The sequence below is a fragment of the Streptomyces rubrogriseus genome (genome assembly GCF_027947575.1).
In the GTDB taxonomy this organism is placed as follows: domain Bacteria; phylum Actinomycetota; class Actinomycetes; order Streptomycetales; family Streptomycetaceae; genus Streptomyces; species Streptomyces rubrogriseus.
In genome coordinates this window covers 1,580,851-1,599,382 of record NZ_CP116256.1, presented here as the reverse complement: position 1 = coordinate 1,599,382, position 18,532 = coordinate 1,580,851, and the positions used below count along the sequence as shown (strand labels likewise).

General features: G+C 73.6%; 15 protein-coding genes and 1 pseudogene. 7 read left to right on the top strand and 9 right to left on the bottom strand.

Annotation, left to right across the window (positions count from 1 at the left end; genetic code table 11):
• The first annotated feature begins 89 nt into the window (after positions 1-89).
• Positions 90-1,658 carry a substrate-binding domain-containing protein gene (locus Sru02f_RS06850; protein ID WP_109031562.1) on the top strand — a complete coding sequence of 523 codons (1,569 nt, stop codon included), beginning with the start codon at positions 90-92 and terminating at the stop codon, positions 1,656-1,658.
• A gap of 28 nt (positions 1,659-1,686) precedes the next feature.
• On the opposite strand, the gene Sru02f_RS06845 is transcribed toward Sru02f_RS06850, so the two are convergent.
• Positions 1,687-2,343 (bottom strand): DUF4360 domain-containing protein, encoded by a 657-nt coding sequence (locus Sru02f_RS06845; protein WP_109031561.1) that lies wholly within the window; start codon positions 2,341-2,343, stop codon positions 1,687-1,689.
• 179 nt (positions 2,344-2,522) lie between these two features.
• Positions 2,523-2,981 carry an RrF2 family transcriptional regulator gene (locus Sru02f_RS06840; protein WP_109032074.1) on the bottom strand — a complete coding sequence of 153 codons (459 nt, stop codon included), beginning with the start codon at positions 2,979-2,981 and terminating at the stop codon, positions 2,523-2,525.
• 97 nt (positions 2,982-3,078) lie between these two features.
• Between Sru02f_RS06840 and Sru02f_RS06835 the strand changes: the two genes are divergently transcribed.
• Positions 3,079-5,880: a beta-galactosidase gene (locus Sru02f_RS06835; RefSeq protein ID WP_109031560.1), complete on the top strand. Its 2,802-nt coding sequence runs from the start codon at positions 3,079-3,081 to the stop codon at positions 5,878-5,880.
• Positions 5,881-5,892: 12 nt separating this feature from the next.
• On the opposite strand, the gene arfA is transcribed toward Sru02f_RS06835, so the two are convergent.
• Genes arfA through Sru02f_RS06815 form a run of 4 tightly spaced genes read right to left on the bottom strand, consistent with a single transcriptional unit; the run spans position 5,893 to position 10,583 of the window.
• A complete protein-coding gene (arfA, locus tag Sru02f_RS06830; RefSeq protein WP_109031559.1) occupies positions 5,893-7,398 on the bottom strand; it encodes an arabinosylfuranosidase ArfA in 1,506 nt (501 codons plus the stop codon).
• Positions 7,399-7,426: 28 nt separating this feature from the next.
• Positions 7,427-8,290: a carbohydrate ABC transporter permease gene (locus Sru02f_RS06825; protein ID WP_109031558.1), complete on the bottom strand. Its 864-nt coding sequence runs from the start codon at positions 8,288-8,290 to the stop codon at positions 7,427-7,429.
• The gene (locus Sru02f_RS06820) at positions 8,287-9,228 is read right to left on the bottom strand and encodes a carbohydrate ABC transporter permease (RefSeq protein WP_109031557.1); all 942 of its coding nucleotides are present in this window, start codon (positions 9,226-9,228) and stop codon (positions 8,287-8,289) included. The genes Sru02f_RS06825 and Sru02f_RS06820 overlap by 4 nt, the downstream gene beginning before the upstream one ends.
• Positions 9,225-10,583 carry an extracellular solute-binding protein gene (locus Sru02f_RS06815; RefSeq protein ID WP_109032073.1) on the bottom strand — a complete coding sequence of 453 codons (1,359 nt, stop codon included), beginning with the start codon at positions 10,581-10,583 and terminating at the stop codon, positions 9,225-9,227. Before Sru02f_RS06815 ends, Sru02f_RS06820 begins: the two co-directional genes overlap by 4 nt.
• Before the next feature lie 268 nt (positions 10,584-10,851).
• On the opposite strand from Sru02f_RS06815, the gene Sru02f_RS06810 reads away from it, so the two are divergent.
• The 4 genes and pseudogenes from Sru02f_RS06810 (at position 10,852) to Sru02f_RS06795 (ending at position 15,261) form a co-directional block, all read left to right on the top strand.
• Positions 10,852-11,379: a toxin gene (locus Sru02f_RS06810; RefSeq protein ID WP_109031556.1), complete on the top strand. Its 528-nt coding sequence runs from the start codon at positions 10,852-10,854 to the stop codon at positions 11,377-11,379.
• A pseudogene (locus tag Sru02f_RS06805) lies at positions 11,376-12,380 on the top strand (MAB_1171c family putative transporter); the annotation flags it as partial. The gene Sru02f_RS06810 and the pseudogene Sru02f_RS06805, both read left to right, overlap by 4 nt.
• Before the next feature lie 273 nt (positions 12,381-12,653).
• On the top strand, positions 12,654-13,865 hold the full coding sequence (locus Sru02f_RS06800; protein WP_109031554.1) for an MAB_1171c family putative transporter: 1,212 nt from the start codon (positions 12,654-12,656) through the stop codon (positions 13,863-13,865).
• The gene (locus Sru02f_RS06795; protein ID WP_109031553.1) at positions 13,855-15,261 is read left to right on the top strand and encodes an NAD(P)/FAD-dependent oxidoreductase; all 1,407 of its coding nucleotides are present in this window, start codon (positions 13,855-13,857) and stop codon (positions 15,259-15,261) included. The genes Sru02f_RS06800 and Sru02f_RS06795 overlap by 11 nt, the downstream gene beginning before the upstream one ends.
• 57 nt (positions 15,262-15,318) lie before the next feature.
• On the opposite strand, the gene Sru02f_RS06790 is transcribed toward Sru02f_RS06795, so the two are convergent.
• Positions 15,319-16,179, bottom strand: a complete 861-nt coding sequence (locus tag Sru02f_RS06790) for an SMP-30/gluconolactonase/LRE family protein (RefSeq protein WP_109031552.1) — start codon at positions 16,177-16,179, stop codon at positions 15,319-15,321.
• The gene (locus Sru02f_RS06785; protein ID WP_007449320.1) at positions 16,176-16,949 is read right to left on the bottom strand and encodes an IclR family transcriptional regulator; all 774 of its coding nucleotides are present in this window, start codon (positions 16,947-16,949) and stop codon (positions 16,176-16,178) included. The genes Sru02f_RS06790 and Sru02f_RS06785 overlap by 4 nt, the downstream gene beginning before the upstream one ends.
• 99 nt (positions 16,950-17,048) lie before the next feature.
• Between Sru02f_RS06785 and Sru02f_RS06780 the strand changes: the two genes are divergently transcribed.
• Positions 17,049-17,651, top strand: coding sequence for a hypothetical protein (locus Sru02f_RS06780; RefSeq protein WP_109031551.1), 603 nt, complete (start codon positions 17,049-17,051; stop codon positions 17,649-17,651).
• A gap of 11 nt (positions 17,652-17,662) precedes the next feature.
• Here the strand turns inward: Sru02f_RS06780 and Sru02f_RS06775 are convergent, their stop codons facing one another.
• On the bottom strand, positions 17,663-18,370 hold the full coding sequence (locus Sru02f_RS06775; protein WP_003976364.1) for a FadR/GntR family transcriptional regulator: 708 nt from the start codon (positions 18,368-18,370) through the stop codon (positions 17,663-17,665).
• Positions 18,371-18,532 lie beyond the last annotated feature (162 nt).

Here is an 18,532-nt window from a genome sequence, read left to right as displayed (position 1 = left end):
GAGCCGTGGAGTCACCGGAGTCGCGCCCCCTCCCGCCGCTCCCCCGCCACCATGGCCTCCCGTGTCACCGTCCTGAGGGGGAGCCGGACGTGAGTCTGTCCTGGGGGTCCTTGGCCGCCGTCCTGGGTCTGGCCGTGCCCGTGGCGGCCGCGCTGTGGGAGTTCGTGCTGGCGGGCCGCAAACGGCTCGGCTACCGCGTCCAGCTGGACACCACGATCCGGGACTCGGCCGCCTCGGGGCCCGCCACCACGGTGCTCCAGCGCATGCAGTGGGACGGTACGAACCTGCGCGACCCCTCGGTCGTCCTGCTGCGCATCGAGAACGCCGGCTGGAGCCCGGTCGTCGCCGCCGACTACGTCGCTCCCGCCAGCGACCCCGTGGGCATACGCATCGCCTTCCCCGGCCGCCGCGTCGTCGGCATGACCGTCACCGAGCGCAGCCCCCAGGTGCCGCCCACCTTCTTCGTGCCGGGGGCCGAGGGCTTCGAGACCACGGGCAGGGAGGTCAAACTGCCCAAGGTGATCCTCAACCGCCGGGCGCACTACAAGGTCCTGGCGGTCCTGGACCGCGAGGAGGGCTTCACCGAGCCCGAGTTCCCCGAGCCCGAGGTCACCGCCGGGATCGTCGGCGGGGTGCGCGGCGGGAACATCAGGAAGACCGCGTACTACCCCTTCGCCTCGCGCCAGGTCCGCTGGCTGCTCGCCTCGCTCATCCTGGTCAGCGCCACCCAGTCGGCGTTCACCCTGACCGGGGGCGAGGACGCCGCCGCCCCGCTGGACTGCGCCGCCGGGACCCTGCACCTGTCGGGCTCCACGGCCTTCGCGCCGGTGCTGCGGGAGGCCGCGGAGCAGTACGAGCGGACCTGCCCGGACGCCCGCATCCCGCTCACCGCCACCTCCTTCAAGGGCAGCGTCGACGGACTCGACACCCTCGCCGCCGCCGGTGCGGCCGCCCGGCTCCCGGACGGCCGGGGCCTCGGCAACAGCCTGACGTTCAGCGACGGACCGAAGTCCGACGGCCGCCCGCGGCTGCTGCCGAGGCCCGTCGCGCTGTCCCTGTTCACCCTGGTCGTGCACAAGGAGGCGGGGGTCGAGGACCTGTCCCTGAAGCAGGTACGGGACGTCTACGCCGGGCGCGTCACCAACTGGAGCCAGGTGGGCGGCAACGACGTCCCCATCCACCTGGTCAGCCGGAACCCCGGCTCGGGCACCCGGACCACGCTCGAACGGCAGGTCCTCGACGGCCGCCCCCTCCCGGCGGTCACCACGCCCGACTGCGCGGGGCTCGACCGCGACCGGCCGGGCCGCTGCGAGGTTGGCGGCACCGGGACACTGCTGGACACGGTGGCCTCGACCCCGGGGGCCCTGGGGCACAGCGAGGTCGGCGCGGCCGCCGCACACGACGACGTCCGGCAGATCCGCATCGACGGCTACCCGGCCACCCTGGAGGGCGCCGACCAGGGGGCGTACCCGTACTGGCAGACGGAGATCGCCTACACCTACGGCGAACCGCCGGCCGACTCGATCGCGGCGGGCTTCCTGCGCTACCTCGCCGACGAGGTGGGCAAGGACATCGTCCGCTCAAGGGGCCACCGCCCCTGCGCCGAGCTGGACAAGCCGCTGCTGTGCCGGCCGGACGGTGCGCCCGCCGCGAGGTGACGCCCCGAAGGGGCCCGCGGCGGCCCGGTCAGGACTCCGGGCACTCCTTCCACGCCAGGTGGTACACCGTGCTGATGTCACCGTCCGTGGAGTCCATCGTCATGAAGCTCACCTCGTCGGGGTCGGAGGTCCCGGTGCTCACCCGCAGCTCCGTGTTGATGTTGAAGTTGCGCTGGACCCCGCAGGGCGCCCAGACCAGCTGCGCCCAGTCGGTGCTGTCGGTGGCCTGCCAGTTGTCGTCGTAGGGGCCGCCGAAGGGGTGGGTGCGGTACTCCGTGTTCGGCGAGCCCTGGAAGTAGTACGAGGCCCGCTGGGTGCCCTTCGCACCGGGCTGGAGGGCGGCGAAGCCCCGGTAGTCCGCGCTGGCGACCGCGTAGGTAAAGCCCTGCGGGACGTGGACGAGCAGGTTGAGCTGGCAGTTCTTGCGGAAGTCGGTGGGCGCGGAGTCGCCGCCCGCCTGGGCGAGGTAGTCGCTGTACGTGACGGTGAACGCCGTGTTGTCGCCGGAGACGGCGACCGCCGCCGTGCCCTGCGGACAGCCGGAGCCGTTCACGGTGGCGACCTTGATGACGATCTTGTCCGGCGGCGGGTCCTCGAACCCGCCGGAGGACTGGTGCTGCTGCGCGGGCAGCACGGAGGTGAGGAGCGCGGCGATCGTGCCGCTCAGGAGCAGGCCGGTGGCCATGGGTCTCCCATCCCGGTCGGTGGGGGGTGGATGTGGTTGAATGCCATCTACACATGGTGTGCACATGACATTCACGGAACGCCCGCATCGTAGGGAGCCCCACCGCGGGCGGACAGGCACTCTCCCGGCCATTCACACCGGCCGGTTCCCACCACCCGGGGGGCCACCGCGCGAGGGGCCTACGGGTTCTCCCACGCCGCCGGTTCCGCCGCCAGCTCCCGCACCGGGTCCGGCAGCGCGTCCGCCGCGAGGTCCGCGATGGTCACGCCCTCCAGGATCCTGCGCACATTGGCACGCAGCGCCACCCACAGCGGCAGCAGGGGCCCCGCGGTGCCCGTGTACACCAGCTCCGTCGGCCGCTCCCCGCGCACCGAGACGATCGGGCCGTCCACCGCCCGGATCACGTCCGCCACCGTGATCTGCGACGCCCCGCGCGCCAGCCGGTACCCGCCGCCCCCGCCGCGCCGGCTCTCCACGACGCCGCCGCGCCTGAGGTCCCCGAGGATCCCCTCCAGAAACTTGTGCGGAATGTCCTGGACGGCGGCCACGTCCTCCGCCTTGACCGGGGAACCGTCCTGCCGGACGGCCAGTTCCAGTACCGCCCGTACCGCGTAGTCCGCACGCGCCGAGATCCTCATGCCGACCATTGTGGCGTCCGCTGGGACAATGGCCCGGCACAGGCGGTCCCGCGCAGGCGGTGGGACCGCAGACACGCGCGCTACAGGAGAGGCTCCCTTGGAGCTCAGCAGGCCCAGCAGGCTCGGCAGACGAGCGTTCAGCGCCCTCGCGGGCACCACCGTCCTCGGTCTCGCGCTGGGCGGCAGCACGGTGCTGCCCGCCTCCGGCGCCCCGGGCCCCGCGCCCACCGGGCCGCCGCCCGGCCCGCCCCGCGCCGACGGCGCGCGCCACCGGGTCACGCTGAAGGACGACTCGCTGCTGGTGGACGGCAGGCGGCTGGCCCTGTGGTCCGGCGAGCTGCATCCCTTCCGGCTGCCGAGCCCGTCCCTGTGGCGGGACGTGCTCCAGAAGATGCGGGCCTACGGCCACAACGCGGTCGACGTCCGCCTCGCCTGGAACCAGCACTCCCCCGCCCCCGGCGCGTACGACTTCACCGGTGTCCGCGACCTCGACCTGTTCCTGCGCACGGCCGCCGAGTGCGGGCTGTACGTCGTCCTGCACCCCGGCCCGTACATCGGCGCCGACGTGGACGCCGGGGGCCTGCCCGGCTGGCTGACGACCGTCGGGGGCCGGGCCGGGAGCACCGACCCGGCGTATCTGCGCCACGCCGACGAGTGGCTGGGCCGGGTCGACGCCGTCGCCGCCCGGCACCTGTTCACCCGGGGCACCGGCACGGTGCTGCTCTACCGGGCCGACGCCCCGGGGCGCGCCGGTCTGGACCTCCTGCGCACGAGGATGCGCGCCGACGGCATCGACGTGCCCCTGCTGCACGGTGACACGCCGCTCGCCCGTCGGGAGCCGGGGCCGGTCCGGGACGCCGCCGAGGCCCGGCGGGTCCACTTCGACCGCCTGGCGCGCGGGAGCACCCTGCACAACGTCCGGACGGCGTTCGGCGGCACCTCGTGGGGCTGGCTGCCCGCGCCCTCGGCGCCCTCACCGACCTACGACCCGAACGCGGCGATCGACGAGGCGCGGCGGCCGACGGACAAGCTCGCGCCGCTCCACCAGCTCGGTCAACTGCTGCGCCACGTCCCGGACTTCACCGGGATGACCGAGGCGGAGGCGGTCCGGACCAGCGACGCACGGGTCCGGGTACGGCACCTGGCCGACCCGGACACCGGGGCACACGCCTACGTCCTGCGCAACGACTCCGCCGCCGACGTCACCTCGACCCTCCCCATGGGCGGGGCCGACGTGGAGGTCACCGTGCCCGCCCGGGACGCCAAGCTCTTCGCCACCGGCCTGCGCCTGGGCTCGGGACGCAAGCTGGCGTACGCCACCGTGCAGCCCATGCTGGCCATGAGCGTCGGGCGGCTGGACATCGCCGCGTTCGTGGGGCGGGCCGGCGAGATGGCGCACCTGGTCCTGGACTGCCCGGACGAGCCGTGGCCGACCCGGCTGGACGAGGAGGCGGCCTGGGCCTTCGACCGCGGGCGGCTGCACGTGACGGTGCCGCTCCAGGAGGACCGGCTGACCCGGGTGCGGGTACGCAGCGGCGACACCGACCGCACCCTGCTGCTGATCGTCGCCGACGACGCCGCCTCGCTGCGGCTGTGGCCGTACGAGACCCCGTCGGGCCGGGTCCTGGTGCGCGGCCCCGAGCTGCTGCGCGAGGCCGCCCTGGACGGTGCGACGATCCGGCTGACCGGTGACACGGTCGCCGGGCGCGAGCTGGAGGTGTGGGCGCCGCCCGGCATCACCGACATCACCTGGAACGGCGAGGCGGTGCAGTCGGGCCTGGGCCGCGCCCTGAGCCTGATGTCCGTGTGGCCGCTGCCGGGCGTGCCCGACCTGGTGCTGCCCGCGCTGGACGGCTGGCGCCGGCGCACGGAGAACTTCGAGTCCCGGCCCGACTACGGCGACGAGGGGTGGACGGTCGCCGACCGGCGCACGACGCACAGCACGACCCCGGTCCCCGACGGCCGGCCGGTGCTCTTCGCCGACGACTACGGCTTCCACTACGGCGACGTCTGGTACCGCGCGCGCCTCACCGGGGCCACGGGTCTCGAGCGGGTGTCCCTCTCGTACCGCACGGGCGCGGACGGCCTGCTGATGGCCTGGCTGGACGGGGTGCCGCTCGGCAGCCACCAGCCGGACGGGGCGGGCGACGGGAAGGGCACCTGGACCGGCACGGCCGCGTTCGAGCTGCCGGAGGACCTGCGCGCCGGGCTGCGGCGGGCCGCCGGGAGCGGGGCGGGCGAGGGGAGCAAGGGCGGCGAGGGGGACCCCGGCGCCGTCCTGTCCGTCCTGGTCCGCCGCACCCAGCACGGCCAGGACGCGTACCGGGAGGCCCGCGGGCTGACGTCGGCCGCTTTCGAGGGCGCCTCGCCCGAGGTGCGCTGGCGGATCATGGGCGCGGCCGCCCCCGACCCGGTGCGCGGGCCGCTCAACAACGGCGGGCTGTACGGGGAGCGCCACGGCTGGCACCTGCCCGGGTACGACGACGCCGGGTGGGAGCGGGTGTCCCCGGCGGCGCTGCCCGGCGGGGACCGGCGCCAGGGCGTGACCTGGTACCGGACCACGTTCCGCCTGGACGTCCCGCCGGAGGTCGACGCCTCGGTGGGGCTGCGCCTCGACGGAAGCCCGTTCCGCGGCACCGGCGCCCACCGCGTCCAGGTCTTCCTGAACGGCTGGAACCTGGGCACGTACGTGGGCGGCCGCACCGGCGCCCCGCACACCTTCGTCCTGCCGAACGGCATCCTGCGCAGCCGGGCCGCCGCCAACACCCTGGCCCTCGCCGTCCTGTCCGGCGGCGGCGCGCCGTCGGGGCCGGGCGCGGTGCGCCTGGAGCTGCTGGGCGGCGCGGCCGGAGGAGTGCCGGTGAAGCCCGTCCCCTCCCCCGGCCGGCGCGGCGGCTGACCCGGGTCCGGGTCAGCGCAGCCGGATCACGTTCCAGGACAGCGGTTCCAGGGCGGCGGTGAGCCGGCCGTCCCTCAGGGAGGTGCCGTCGACCGTGTGCGGGACCACCCGCTCGGGCTCGGCGAGGGTGTTGCGGGCGTCGGGGTCGGTGTCCGCGAGGGCGCTGTGCTCGACGATCTCGGTCAGCTCCAGGCCGCTCAGGGCGACCTCCAGCGGGAGGGTCCCGGTGCGCGAGCGGTTGACGGCGAAGACGGTCACCGAGCCGTCCTCGGCGCGCACGGCGGTGGCGTGCAGCAGGTCGGCCTCGCCGTACTTGCCCGTCTCGTACGTGGGTGAGTCCACCCGGACGTCGAGCACCTCGCCTCGGCCGTACTTCGAGGCCTGGGAGAAGGGGAAGAACGTCGTCTGGCGCCAGGCCGGGCCGCCCGGCTCGGTCATGATCGGCGCGATGACGTTGACGAGCTGCGCGAGGCAGGCCACGGTGACGCGGTCGGCGTGCCGCAGCAGGGCGATCAGGAGCGAACCGAAGACGACCGCGTCCATGACGCTGTAGTTGTCCTCGAGCAGGCGGGGCGCCTCGGGCCAGTCCAGGGCGCTGACCTCGGCCTGCGTCTTGGTCATGTACCAGACGTTCCACTCGTCGAAGGAAAGGTTGATCTTCTTCTTCGACTTGAGGCGGGCGCCGACGTGGTCGCAGGTGGCGACGACGTTCTCGATGAACGACTCCATGTCCACGGCGGAGGCGAGGAAGGAGTCGACGTCCCCGTCGTGCGGCTCGTAGTAGGCGTGCAGCGAGATGTGGTCGACCAGGTCGTAGGTCTCCGCCAGGACCGTCGCCTCCCACTCGGCGAAGGTCTCCATGGACTGCCCGGACGACCCGCAGGCGACCAGTTCGACGTCCGGGTCGATCTGGCGCATGGCGCGGGCGGTCTCGGCGGCGATCCGGCCGTACTCCTCGGCGGTCTTGTGGCCGGTCTGCCAGGGGCCGTCCATCTCGTTGCCCAGGCACCAGAGCCTGATGCCGATGGGGTCCTTGTCGCCGTGCTCGGCGCGCAGGTCGGACAGGGCCGTGCCGGAGGGGTGGTTGGCGTACTCCTGGAGTTCGAGCGCCTCGGCGACGCCGCGGGTGCCGAGGTTGACCGCCATCATGGGCTCGGCCTGCGGGCCGATCTTCTTCAGGAAGGCGATGTACTCGGAGAGGCCGAAGCGGTTGGTCTCGGTGGAGCGCCAGGCGAGGTCGAGGCGGCGCGGGCGGTCCTCCACCGGACCGACCGAGTCCTCCCACTTGTACCCGGAGACGAAGTTGCCGCCGGGGTAGCGGACGGCGGTGACGCCGAGCTCCCGGACCAGCTCCAGCACGTCCTGGCGCAGGCCCTCGGCGTCCGCGGTGGGATGGCCGGGCTCGAAGACGCCGGTGTACACGCAGCGTCCGAGGTGTTCGACGAAGGAGCCGAAGAGACGGGGGTTGACGGCGCCGACGGTGAAGGCGGGGTCGAGGGTGAAGCGGGCGGTGCGCATCTTTTCCTTTCGGGACGGGGTGAGGGGGCTACTGGCCGGCCAGGCCCGTGTGGGCGACGCCCGCCACGATCTGGCGCTGGAAGAAGACGAAGACGACGATCAGCGGCAGGCCGGCCATCAGGCCGCCGGCCATGAGCTGGGCCCACTGGATGCCGTAGGAGTTCATGACGGTCGCGATGCCGTTCGGCATGGTCATCAGGTCGGGGTTGTTGGTGACCATGTAGGGCCACAGGAAGTTGTTCCAGGAGCTGATGAAGGTGAAGATGCCGACCGCCGCGAGCGAGGGGCGCGACAGCGGCACGATGATCGTGAAGAAGACGCGCCAGCGGCCCGCGCCGTCGATGAAGGCGGCCTCCTCCAGCTCGCGCGGGATGCCCTGGAAGAACTTGTAGAGGATGTAGACCATCGCGGCGGGCGCGCACTGCGGCAGGATCATGCCCCAGTAGGTGTCGACCATCCCCATCTGCTGGACGGTGGTGAACAGCGGGACGCCGAGCACGGCCGGGGAGACCATGAGGCCCGCCATCACCACGCCCATCAGGACGCCCTTGCCCCGGAACTCGGTGCGGGCGAAGCCGTATCCGGCGAGCGCGGCGACCAGCAGCACGATCGCCGTCACGCACACCGACACGACCAGCGAGTTGACGAACCAGTCGGTGATGTTGCCGGTCTCGAAGAGGGCCTTCCAGGCCTGCCCGGTCCAGTCGTCGGGCAGCCAGTGCGTGGGCACCTCGACCGCCTCGGTCTCCGACTTGAGCGAGGTGAACAGGGCCCAGGCGAGCGGGGCGAGGAACACCGCGGAGACGGCGGTGCCGAGGAGCGTGAGCACGATCTGGCCGGGGGTCCAGCTCCGGCGGGGGCGGGTGCGGACCGGCGGTGCGGCGGTGGTCATCGGCCGCCCTCCTCACGGTTGCGCAGCAGCCACATCCGGGCGAGGGCGACGGCCGCGATGAGCACGAAGAAGATGATGGAGATCGCGGAGGCGTAGCCCACGCGGTAGCTGGTGAAGCCCTGTTCGAGCGTGTACTGCACGAAGGTGCGGGTCGAGTCCTCCGGTCCGGGTCCGAAGTCCTGCATGACGACGGCCTGGTCGAAGACCTGGAGGGAGGCGAGGATCTGCAGGGCGATCACGAGGCCGGTGATGTTGCGCAGCATCGGCAGCGTGATGTGCAGGATGCGGTGCCAGGCGTTCGCGCCGTCCAGTTTGGCGGCCTCGTAGAGGTGGGCGGGGATGCCCTGGAGCGCGGCGAGGTAGAGCAGGAAGCTGAAGCCGACGGTCCACCACAGGGTGGTGATGACGACCGCGAGCATCGCGTACGACTTGTCGGTCAGCCAGGGCGTTTCGAGGCCGAAGACGTGGTTGACCATCCCGGTGCCGGGGTTGAACAGCCACTGCCACAGGTTCGCGGCGACGGTGGACGGCAGCAGGAACGGCAGGAAGAAGCAGAGCCGCCACAGCCACTTGCCGCGCTCGATGTGGTGGGCCAGCATCGCGAGGAGGAGGGCGAGGACGGTGATGCAGGGCACGACGAGCAGCGTGAAGTACGCGCTGTGGCCGAGCGCGTCCCACATCAGGGGGTCCTTCAGGGCCTCGCTGTAGTTGTCGCGGCCGATGAAGTTCGCGCTGTCGCCGGAGATGTTGGCGTCGGTGAAGCTGAGGTAGAGGCCGCGCAGCAGCGGCCAGATCACGAAGAGCGCGAAGAGCGCGAGGAACGGGGCCACGAACCAGCCGCCGTGCTGGAAGCCCTGCCCGCGGCGGACGCCGGCGCTGTCGGCGGCGGTCCTCGCCCGCGCCGGGCGGACGATCGTCTCGGCACTGGTGGCGGTCATGCGGTGGCACCTCCCTGCGCGGCGGTGCGGCCGTCCATGGGGTTCTTCATGGCGAGCAGTTCGGTGAGCGTGCCCTTCATCCGGCGGGCGGCGGCCTCGGGCCTGGCGGAGCCCGTCGTCGAGGAGACGACGACCGGGCCGACCCGCTGGGCGAGGATGCCGGTGGACCCGGCGAACCACACCTTGGGCTCGGTGGCCTGGTGGTCCATGGCCGAGACGTACTCGTTCTGCGGCTGGAGTTCCCGGTACGCGGCGGTGGACAGGGTCGGCGTGTAGGCGGGGATGTGCCCGCCGGCCGCCCACTGCCTGGCGTGCTTGACGACGTAGGCGGCGAGCCGGTGCGCGCCCTCGTTGGCGGCGCCGCCGCGCTCGGCCTGGTGCGGCAGGACGAAGGAGTGGGACTCGGCGTGGGTGGCGCGCCTGCCGAAGACGGGCGGCAGCGGAGTGGCGCCGTAGTCGAGCTTCGCGGCGTCGAAGACCGGCACGGACCAGTTGCCCTCCCAGGCGAACGGGGAGCCGTTGACGAACTGTTCGGCACCGGCGCCGCCGCCGAAGGACGGGTTGGCGTACCCGTCGGCGACGTGCTTGCGCAGGAACTCCAGCACCTGGACGGCCTTGTCGGTGTCGAAGGTGACCTCGGTCTTGGCGTCGTTGAACCAGGTGCCGCCGAGCTGGGTGTAGAAGGCGACGAAGAACCACCACTGGAAGTTCTGGTCGTTGTGCCACAGGCCGATGGTCTGCAGCCCCTTCGCGGTGGCCTTCCTGGCCTCCTTGAGCACGTCGAACCACTCTTCGGTGGAGCCGACCGGCACGATCCGGCCGTCCTCGCCGAGCAGGCCCGCCTTCTTCAGCACGTCCTTGCGGTAGAAGCAGAGCTGGACGTGGATGTCGAGCGGCAGCGCGTAGAGCTTGCCGTCGATGACGGCGCGCTTCCACAGCTCCGGGTTGAAGTCCTGCTCGCGCACGCCGTACTTGGCGAGCAGCGCGGGGTCCCAGGGGTCGAGGAGACGGCCGGGCGAGAAGCCGGTGACGCGGCCGAGGTGCATGACGCCGAGGTCGGGCGCGCGGTTTCCGGCGGCGGCCATGGCGAGCTTGGTGTAGAAGGGGCTGCCCCACTGGAGGGTGGAGTCCTTCACGTCGATGCCGGGATTGTCCTTACGGAAGGAGTCCAGCATCGCGATCATGTTGTATCCGTCGCCGCCGCTGAAGAGGTTCCAGTAGCGGACCCGGGTGTCCGCTCCGGAGGCGAGCGCGTCGGCGCCGGTGCCGAGCGCCGCGAAGCCGAAGCTGCCCGCGACCGTCAGGCCGCCGGCCGCGGCCAGAAAGTGCCTGCGATTCAGGCCAGGTCGTCCCATGCCCTGCCCCATCTGTCGTCATTCGAGATAGTCGTTCGATATTTCGGATGTCGCTCGTAACTTCGAACGGGAACGTAGGTGGGAAGCGCTTGCACGTCAATGGTTCGGGCAGGATCGGGCCGCTCTTCACAGGCGGCGGGAGGCACCACGGGGGCACCGTCTCGGCCACCTCGCGACCGACGGGGCTCCGGGAACTGGCCCGGAGGCCGCGGGTCTTGGCATATTGCAGGGGTGACCGACGGACGGCCGGGGGAACGAGGAGACAGCGGTGCGTACCAGGAAGGAGATGCGGCGTCTCGCTGACGCTCTCATCGACCCCATCGAGGTGGCCGTGCCGGCTGATCCCGAGGTGCTGTTCGAGGCACTCGTCGCCTCCGTCAGCGCGTGGCGGGGGCGGGAGGTGGTCGTGCACCGGGCGGCGTTCCCGCCGCACACCGCGAGTGGGCTGTGGCTCGAGCGCGAGAGCCACGACGACGTGGTGGTCGACGAACGCGCGGCCGTCTGGCACCAGATCGTGATCCTGTGCCACGAGGTGTGGCACATGAGCCGCCGTCGGGCGGAGGGCGGCGCAGAGGCGGACGGCCGGTCCCCGGCGGTGGCCGCGCGCAGTGACTTCTCGCTGGCCGAGGAGCAGGAGGCGGACCGCTTCGGCATGCTGATGGGCAGCCGGCTGCGCACCTGGCTGGACGCCTCCACCGACTCGGTGTTCGCCGCGGAGGGCGGCGGTCCGGCCAGCCCGGAGAGCCTCGCGGGCCGCATCGGGGCCGCGCTCAACTACCGCGGGACGACCGGATGAACAGCCTGATCAACTACCTGAGCTGCGCCGCGCTCTGGCTCGGCCTCGCGGTGCGGGCCCCCGACCTGCTGCGGCACCGGCACGATCCGTATCTGCGGGCCATCTGCGCGGTGCTGGGACTGGCCGGGCTCTGCTTCCTGCTCGGGGCGCCGCCGACGGTCGGGGCCGTCAACCGGCTGAGCGGCGTGCCCAACCTCGCGGCCCCGGTCACCTACGCGGCGATCACCGGGTACTGCGCCGCCTCCCAGGTCCTCGTCGTGCACTGGCGCGGCGGCCCCCGGGTGCGCCGTACCGCCCGCCGGTGGACGCTCGCCTACGCCGTCGTGGTCCTCGGCATCGCGCTGACCTTCGCGCTCGGCGACGCGCCCGTGGAACGCCGCACCGATCTGGACACCTACTACGCGACCACCCCGTTCATCGCCCAGATGATCGTGCTGTACCTGGTCGCGCACCTGACCGCGGCGACCGTCACGACGGTGTCCGCGCTGCGCTGGGCCCGGCAGGTGCGCGGCGGGCTGCGGGCCGGCCTGACGCTGATCGGGGCCGGTTCGCTGTGCGGCGCCGGCTACAGCGTCACCAAGCTCGTCGCGGTGGGCGCCCGCTGGTCCGGGCGCGACTGGTCGGCGCTCGGCACCACGGTCTCCCCGGCCGCCGCCGGCCTCGGGGCTCTGCTGGTGGTCGTCGGGGTACTGGTGCCGCTGGTGACGCCGCGGGTGGCCGAGTGGCGGCGGGCGGGGCGCGCGTACGCCCGGCTGGGACCGTTGGAACGGGCCCTGGACGACCTGCTCGTACGCCGGGCGCTGCGGCTGCCGCGCCCGCGGTTCGCCTCGCCCGCCACCCTCCTGATGTGGCGCCGGACGAGCATCCACAACGCGCTCGGTCACCTGGACGCGTACTGCGACCGGGACCTGTACGACCGGACCCGCGCCGACACGCTGGCGGCGACGGGCGATCCCGAACTGGCCGGGGCGAACGCCTGGGCCGCGGTGATCGTCGACGCGCTGCGGCACGAGGCCGGCCCCGGGAAGGCGCCGCCGCCCGCCGCGGGCACCGGTCGCCCCCGGCCCCGTCGCCGGACCCGGCGGCCCTCGCGAGGATCTCCGACGTGCTCGCCGGCGCCGTGCGGGTACCGGCCGCGTCCACCGCGCCGAGCGGCAGGACGACGGCGGGCACCGCGTGACGGCCGGCGGCGTCGCCGAGGGTGGCACGGGCGGCCGCGCGGGCACCCGGCACGGCCGGCTCGCACAGGTTCCGCACGTAAGGAGTGGTCGGACGTGAGTCTCGTCGTCTACCTGGCGGCAGTGGTGTTCGGCATGACCTCGGTGCTGCTGTTCCGCCGACCCCGGACGGCGGTCCGCCATCCGCTGGCCCTGTCCACCTGCGTGGCCATCGTCCTGGGTGCCCTGGTCTTCGTGTGCGCCGCCCCGGCCACCCTCGGCACCGTCAACCGGCTCACCGGCGTCACCAACTTCGGCGCCCCGCTGACCTACGGCATGCTCTCCGCGTACAGCTGCGCGGTGCTGGTGCTGCTGATCAACTGGCGGGGCGGACCCCGGCCGGTGGTGCGGCGCGCGGTGCTGCGCAGCATGGCGGCCTACGGCCTGCTGGTGGCCGCCATCGTGGTGCTGTTCCTGCTCGCCGACGCGGACACCGAGCGGCTGACCGACCTCGACACGTACTACGCGGGCACCCCGTTCATGCGGGAGATGATCCTGCTGTACCTGCTCGGGCACAGCGCGGCGATGCTGGTGATGTGTGCCGTCTGCGTCAAGTGGAGCCGTGAGGTGGGCGGCCTGCTGCGGGTCGGGCTGCGGCTCATCCTGCTGGGCGCGCTGCTGGACCTGGTGGGGTTCCAGCTCACCAAGTACACGGCCGTGGTGGCGCGGTGGACGGGTCACGACCTGGACTTCCTGTCCACCAGCGTGGCCCCGCCGATGGCGTCGCTGGCGGCGCTGGTGTGTTCCGTGGGGTTCGCCCTGCCGAGGCTGCTGCCTTCCGTCCTCGCCCACTGGCGGGGGCTGGACGACTACCGGCGGCTGGGTCCGCTGTGGTCGCTGGTGAAGTCGGTGTCCACGGCTCCCCGGCAGCCGTCGGTCTGGTGGCGGCTGCCCCGGGCCCGGCTCCAGTGGCGCGAGGTCTCCATCCACGACGCCCTGCTGACTCTGGCGCCGTACTTCGACCACCGGGTCCGCGAGGGGGTGCGGGACGCCGCTCTGCGCGCGGGCCGCTCCCCGCACGAGGCGCGGCTGGCGGCGGAGGCGGCGATGCTCGCCGACGCGGCGCGCCGGGCCACCGCCCACGAGGAACCGCCCGACGCCACCGGCTCCTACCGGCTGCACGCCACCGAGGTACCGGGCGCGAGCGGGCTGGTGGAACTGTCGCAGGCACTGCACCGCCCGCCCGGCCGGGCCGCCGCACCCGGCGGCCCGGACCCGTCCTCCCTGACCGGATCCCTGACCGAACCCGAGGAGCCCCATGTCGCGTAGAGCAGTCGTCGTCGGGGCCGGACTGGCCGGGATGCTGGCCGCCGCCGTGCTGGCCGACGCGGGCGTGGCGGAGGTGGTCGTGCTGGACCGCGACGAGCTGCCCGACGGGCCACGGCGGCGCCGGGGTCTTCCGCAGGGCCGGCACGCGCACCTGCTGATGCCCGGCGGGCTGGCGGCGATGGAGGAGATCGTGCCCGGCGCGAGCCTGGGCAAGCGGCTGCTCGCCGCGGGGGCGCACGAGGTGTCCCTCAGCTCGGGGACGCTGGCCCGCAGCCCCGAGGGCTGGCTGCGGCGGTGGCGGCGCGCGGGGCCCGTCATGCTCACCTGCACCCGGGCGCTGGTGGACTGGACGGTACGGGCCGCGGTGCTCGAACAGACGGCCGTCGAGGTGCGCCGGACGGCCGTGGTGGGCCTGACCGGGTCCGCGGGGCGGGTGCGGGGCGTGCGGGTGTCGGGGCCCGGCGGGGAGGAGGACCTGGACGCCGACCTGGTCGTGGACGCGAGCGGACGCGGTACCCGGATCATCCCCTGGCTGGACGGGCTCGGGCTGTCCGGCGTCCGGACCCGGACCGTGGACTCGGGGCTGGTCAACGCCTCGCGCCTGTACCGGGTACCGGCCGGGGCGGAGCGGTTCCCGCTCACGGTGGTGCACGCCGATCCGTACGTCTCCCGGCCGGGCCGCAGCGCCATGGTCATGCCGGTCGAGGGCGACCGCTGGCTGGTCAGCTGCGGCGGCACGCGCGGCGGTGAGCCACCGGCCGATCCCGAGGGTTTCCTGCGGTACACGCTCGGCCTGCCGGACCCGATCGTGGGCCGGCTGATCTCCGGCGCCGAACCGCTCACCGACGTGCACCTGAGCCGGTCCACCAGCAATGTGCGGCACTACCTGGACAAGGTGCCCGACTGGCCGGAGGGCCTGGTGGTCCTCGGCGACGCGCTCGGCACCTTCAACCCGGCCTACGGGCAGGGCATGTCGGTGGCCGCGTTCGGCGCCCGCGTCCTCGGCCGGGAACTGGACCGGGCCGACGGGCTCGACGCGCCCGGCCTGGCCCGGCGGGTGCTGCGGGGCGCGGCGCGCCCGGTGGACGCCGCCTGGGCCATGGCCGTCGGGCAGGACGTCCTCTACCCCCTGACGCGCGGCGGCGGGCGGCCGGGGATCGCCGACCGGGCGGCGACGGCGTACACGCGGCGCATGACGAGGGCGGCCACCGGTTCCTTCGCGGCGGCCTCGGCGCTCTGGGACGTCACCAGCATGCGCACCCCGCCGACGCGCCTGTTCCACCCGTCGGCGGTCCTGGCCGCGCTCGCCGGGCCGCCGCTCCCCCTGCTGACCGGGCCGCCGCTGACCCCGGGCGAGCGCGAGGTGCTCGACGGGCTGGACCGCACAGGGGTGTGAGCGGGGGCCGGGTGGCGGTCGCCGCCGTCCGCGACGGCCGCCGGACGGCGGTGGACGTCACCCCGCGAACGCCGGCTGCGCCACCCCCCGTCCCGCGCCCGGCACCACCAGCAGGGAGCCCGCCAGCGGGTGCGGGGCCGACAGACCGACGCGGGCCGTGGTGAGGTACAGGTCGGTGAGGTCCGGGCCGCCGAAGGCGCAGGCCGTGACCCGGGGGACGGGGAGGGTGATCACCCGGTCCAGGCCGCCGGACGGGGTGTAGCGGCGTACCGCGCCGCCGTCCCACAGGGCGACCCACACACAGCCGTCGGCGTCGACGCACAGGCCGTCGGGGAAGCCCGCGCCGTCCTCGATCGAGGCCAGGGGGCGGCGGCCCGCGACCCGGCCGTCCGCGGCGACGTCGAAGACGTCGATACGGCGGGTCGGGGTGTCGGCGTAGTACATGAGCGTGCCGTCGGGGCTCCAGCCGGTGCCGTTGCTCACCGTCACGTCGTCGAGGACGGTCTCGGCGGTGCCGTCGCCGGTGTACCGGGTCAGCGTGCCCCCGCCGCGCGCCTCGTCGTAGCGCATGGTGCCCGCCCACAGGCTGCCGTCGGGGGCGACGGCGGCGTCGTTGCCGCGGCGGCCGGGGACGGGCTCGCGGTGCAGCCAGCGGAAGGTGTCGTCGGGGTCGAGCAGGCCGATGCCGTCCCGCAGGTTGAGGACCAGGCCGCCGCCCGCGCGGGGCTTGACGGCGCCCACGTGCTGGTCGGTGCGGCGCAGTGTGCGCCGACCGGTGGCCGGGTCGTAGGTGTGGACGCGGGAGTTCAGGATGTCGAGCCACAGCAGGCGGCCCGTCGCCGGGTCCCAGGTGGGGCCCTCGCCGAGGGTCGCCTCCGCGTGGACGGCCACTTCGAAGGCCGTGCCGGTCGCCGTCATGCCGCACTCCTGTGGCCGAGCCGCTCGGAGAGGTCGGCGGCGCCCTTGACGGCCAGCTGCTCCAGTTCGGCGCGGCGTTCCTCGCTCCAGCGGATCATAGGCACCGAGATCGACAGCGCGGCGACGACGCGGCCGGTGCGGTCGCGCACCGGGGCGGCGACGCAGGAGACGTCCGGGTTGGACTCGCGGCTCTCCACTGCGGTGCCGCGCTCGCGGATCGCGGCCAGGGCCTCGCGCAGCGCGGCCGGGTCGGTGATGCTGTTCGGGGTCATCGCGGTCAGCTCGGCGCCGTCCGGGAAGCGCGCGGCGACCTCCGGCTCGGGCAGGGAGGCCAGCAGCATCTTGCCGACGGACGTGCAGTGGGCGGGCAGCCGGCGCCCGGCCGCGGACACCATACGCACCGCGTGCGTGGAGTCGACCTTGGCGATGTAGATGACGTCGGTGTCCTCCAGGATCGCCACGTGCACCGTCTCGTCGCAGGTCTCGGCGACGGTCCGGGCGACCTGCTGGCCCTCCGCGGCGAGGTCCAGGTGCTCGGCGTAGCGGGCGCCGAGCTGGTACGGACGCACGCCGAGCCGGTACCGTCCGGACTGCCCGGCGACCGGGACGATGTACTTGCGGGCGGCGAGCGTGGTGACCAGCTCGTGCACGGTGGTGCGCGGCAGCTGGAGCCTGCGCACGATGTCGGGGGCGGAGAGCGTGCCGTCCCCGTCGAGGAAGAGCTCCAGTATGTCGAGAGCCCGGGTCACGGCCGGCACGAGGCGTCCCATGTCCAGCCCCCTCCCTAGATATGTTCGAGATTTCAACAGGCGATCGGAATAACGAACACAGGCTACTCACACCGCGTTTGCCTGGGCAATGGTCGGGTGATGATGGTGGCCATGCCGACCGGAAAGCAGCCCGCGAAACCGTTCACCCCGCGCGACTTCCAGCTCGTCCTGCTGCGCCGCATGGCCGACCACAACCCGGGCCCGGTGGAGGACGCCCGCCGCGAGCTGGGCGCGTCGGTCGCCCAGATGCGCGAGGCCAACCGGCGCTGGCAGGCGATGCTCCACTCACCCCGGTCCCGCTCGGCCGCCGCCCGGTACCGCTCCGTCCTCGGCGAGCCGGAGTCGGTGGCGCCGCGCCGGATCGGCGACCTGGAGTGCGAGGCCCGGCAGTGGGCGCTGCCCCTGTGGCCGGACCTGCGCTTCGAGGTGCTCGTCGCGGACAGGGGCGTCGTCTGGAACGAATGGCTGGTCCGCGCCCCCGGCGCTCCGGCGCCCGAGCTTCGCACCCTGGACGACCTCACGCCCTGGTCCTGCACGGTCGACGAGGCGGCCCGCGCCTTCGCCCCCGCCCGGCCGCTCCAGGGCACGGCCCCGACCCGGTGGGGGCTGGCCTTCACCGCCCCGGACCGGGAGGGCGTACGGCACGAGGTGGTCGCGGAGTTCACCTGGGGGCTGCTCCAGCGCACGGCCGTCGGCGCATAGCGAAGGTCCGGTCAGCGCTCGTCCTCCGGGTCCCAGTCCAGCAGCCGGACCTTGGCGACCGTACGGACGTGGCGGCGCATCGCGGCGGCGGCCTGCCGGGGCTGCCGGGCAGCCACGGCGTCCAGGATCGCGCGGTGCTGGGCCAGGGAGCGGCCGGGACGGCCGGGCTGGCGCAGGGACTCGGTGCGGCTCTCGGCGATCTGGTGGGCGATGGACCGCATGAACTCGGCGAGCAGGCTGCTGTGCGCCGCCGCCGTCACCGCCGCGTGGAACAGCCGGTCGCCCTCGACGCCGTGCCCGTCCCGGTCGATCTCCTCGGCCATCACGGCCAGCGCGGACCGCATGGCGGCGAGGTCGTCCTCCGTGCGACGCTCGGCGGCCAGTTCGGCGAGCTTCGTCTCCAGGGCCTCGCGGGCCTCCAGGACGTCCGGGAGGCGCCGGCGGCGTTCGACCATCTTCTCCACGGGTTCGACGTCGAGGCTGTCCCGGACCAGATAGGTCCCGCCGCCGTGCCGCGCCTCCACCAGGCCCTGCACCTCCAGCACCACGATCGCCTGCTTCACCGAGGCACGGCTGACACCGAGGCGCTGGGCCAGGTCCCGCTCGGGCGGCAGCCGGTCACCCGCCCGCAGGCCGCCGTCGGCGACGTACTGGCGCAGCCGCTCCAGCACCTGTTCGTACAGGCGCTGTTTGGTCATGGGGCGCAGGGCGTCGGTCATGAGGTCCCCCCTCTCGACGGGAGCGTAGCACCGGGGCCGAGGGTGGCCCGGTGGCCGAGTGGCTGAGCCAATTGTTGCGCGACCCCTTGACGTGATCCCGGGCCGGGCCCACGCTGACCAGCCAACCGCATCACACAAGTGGCTCAGCCACTCGGCCACTCT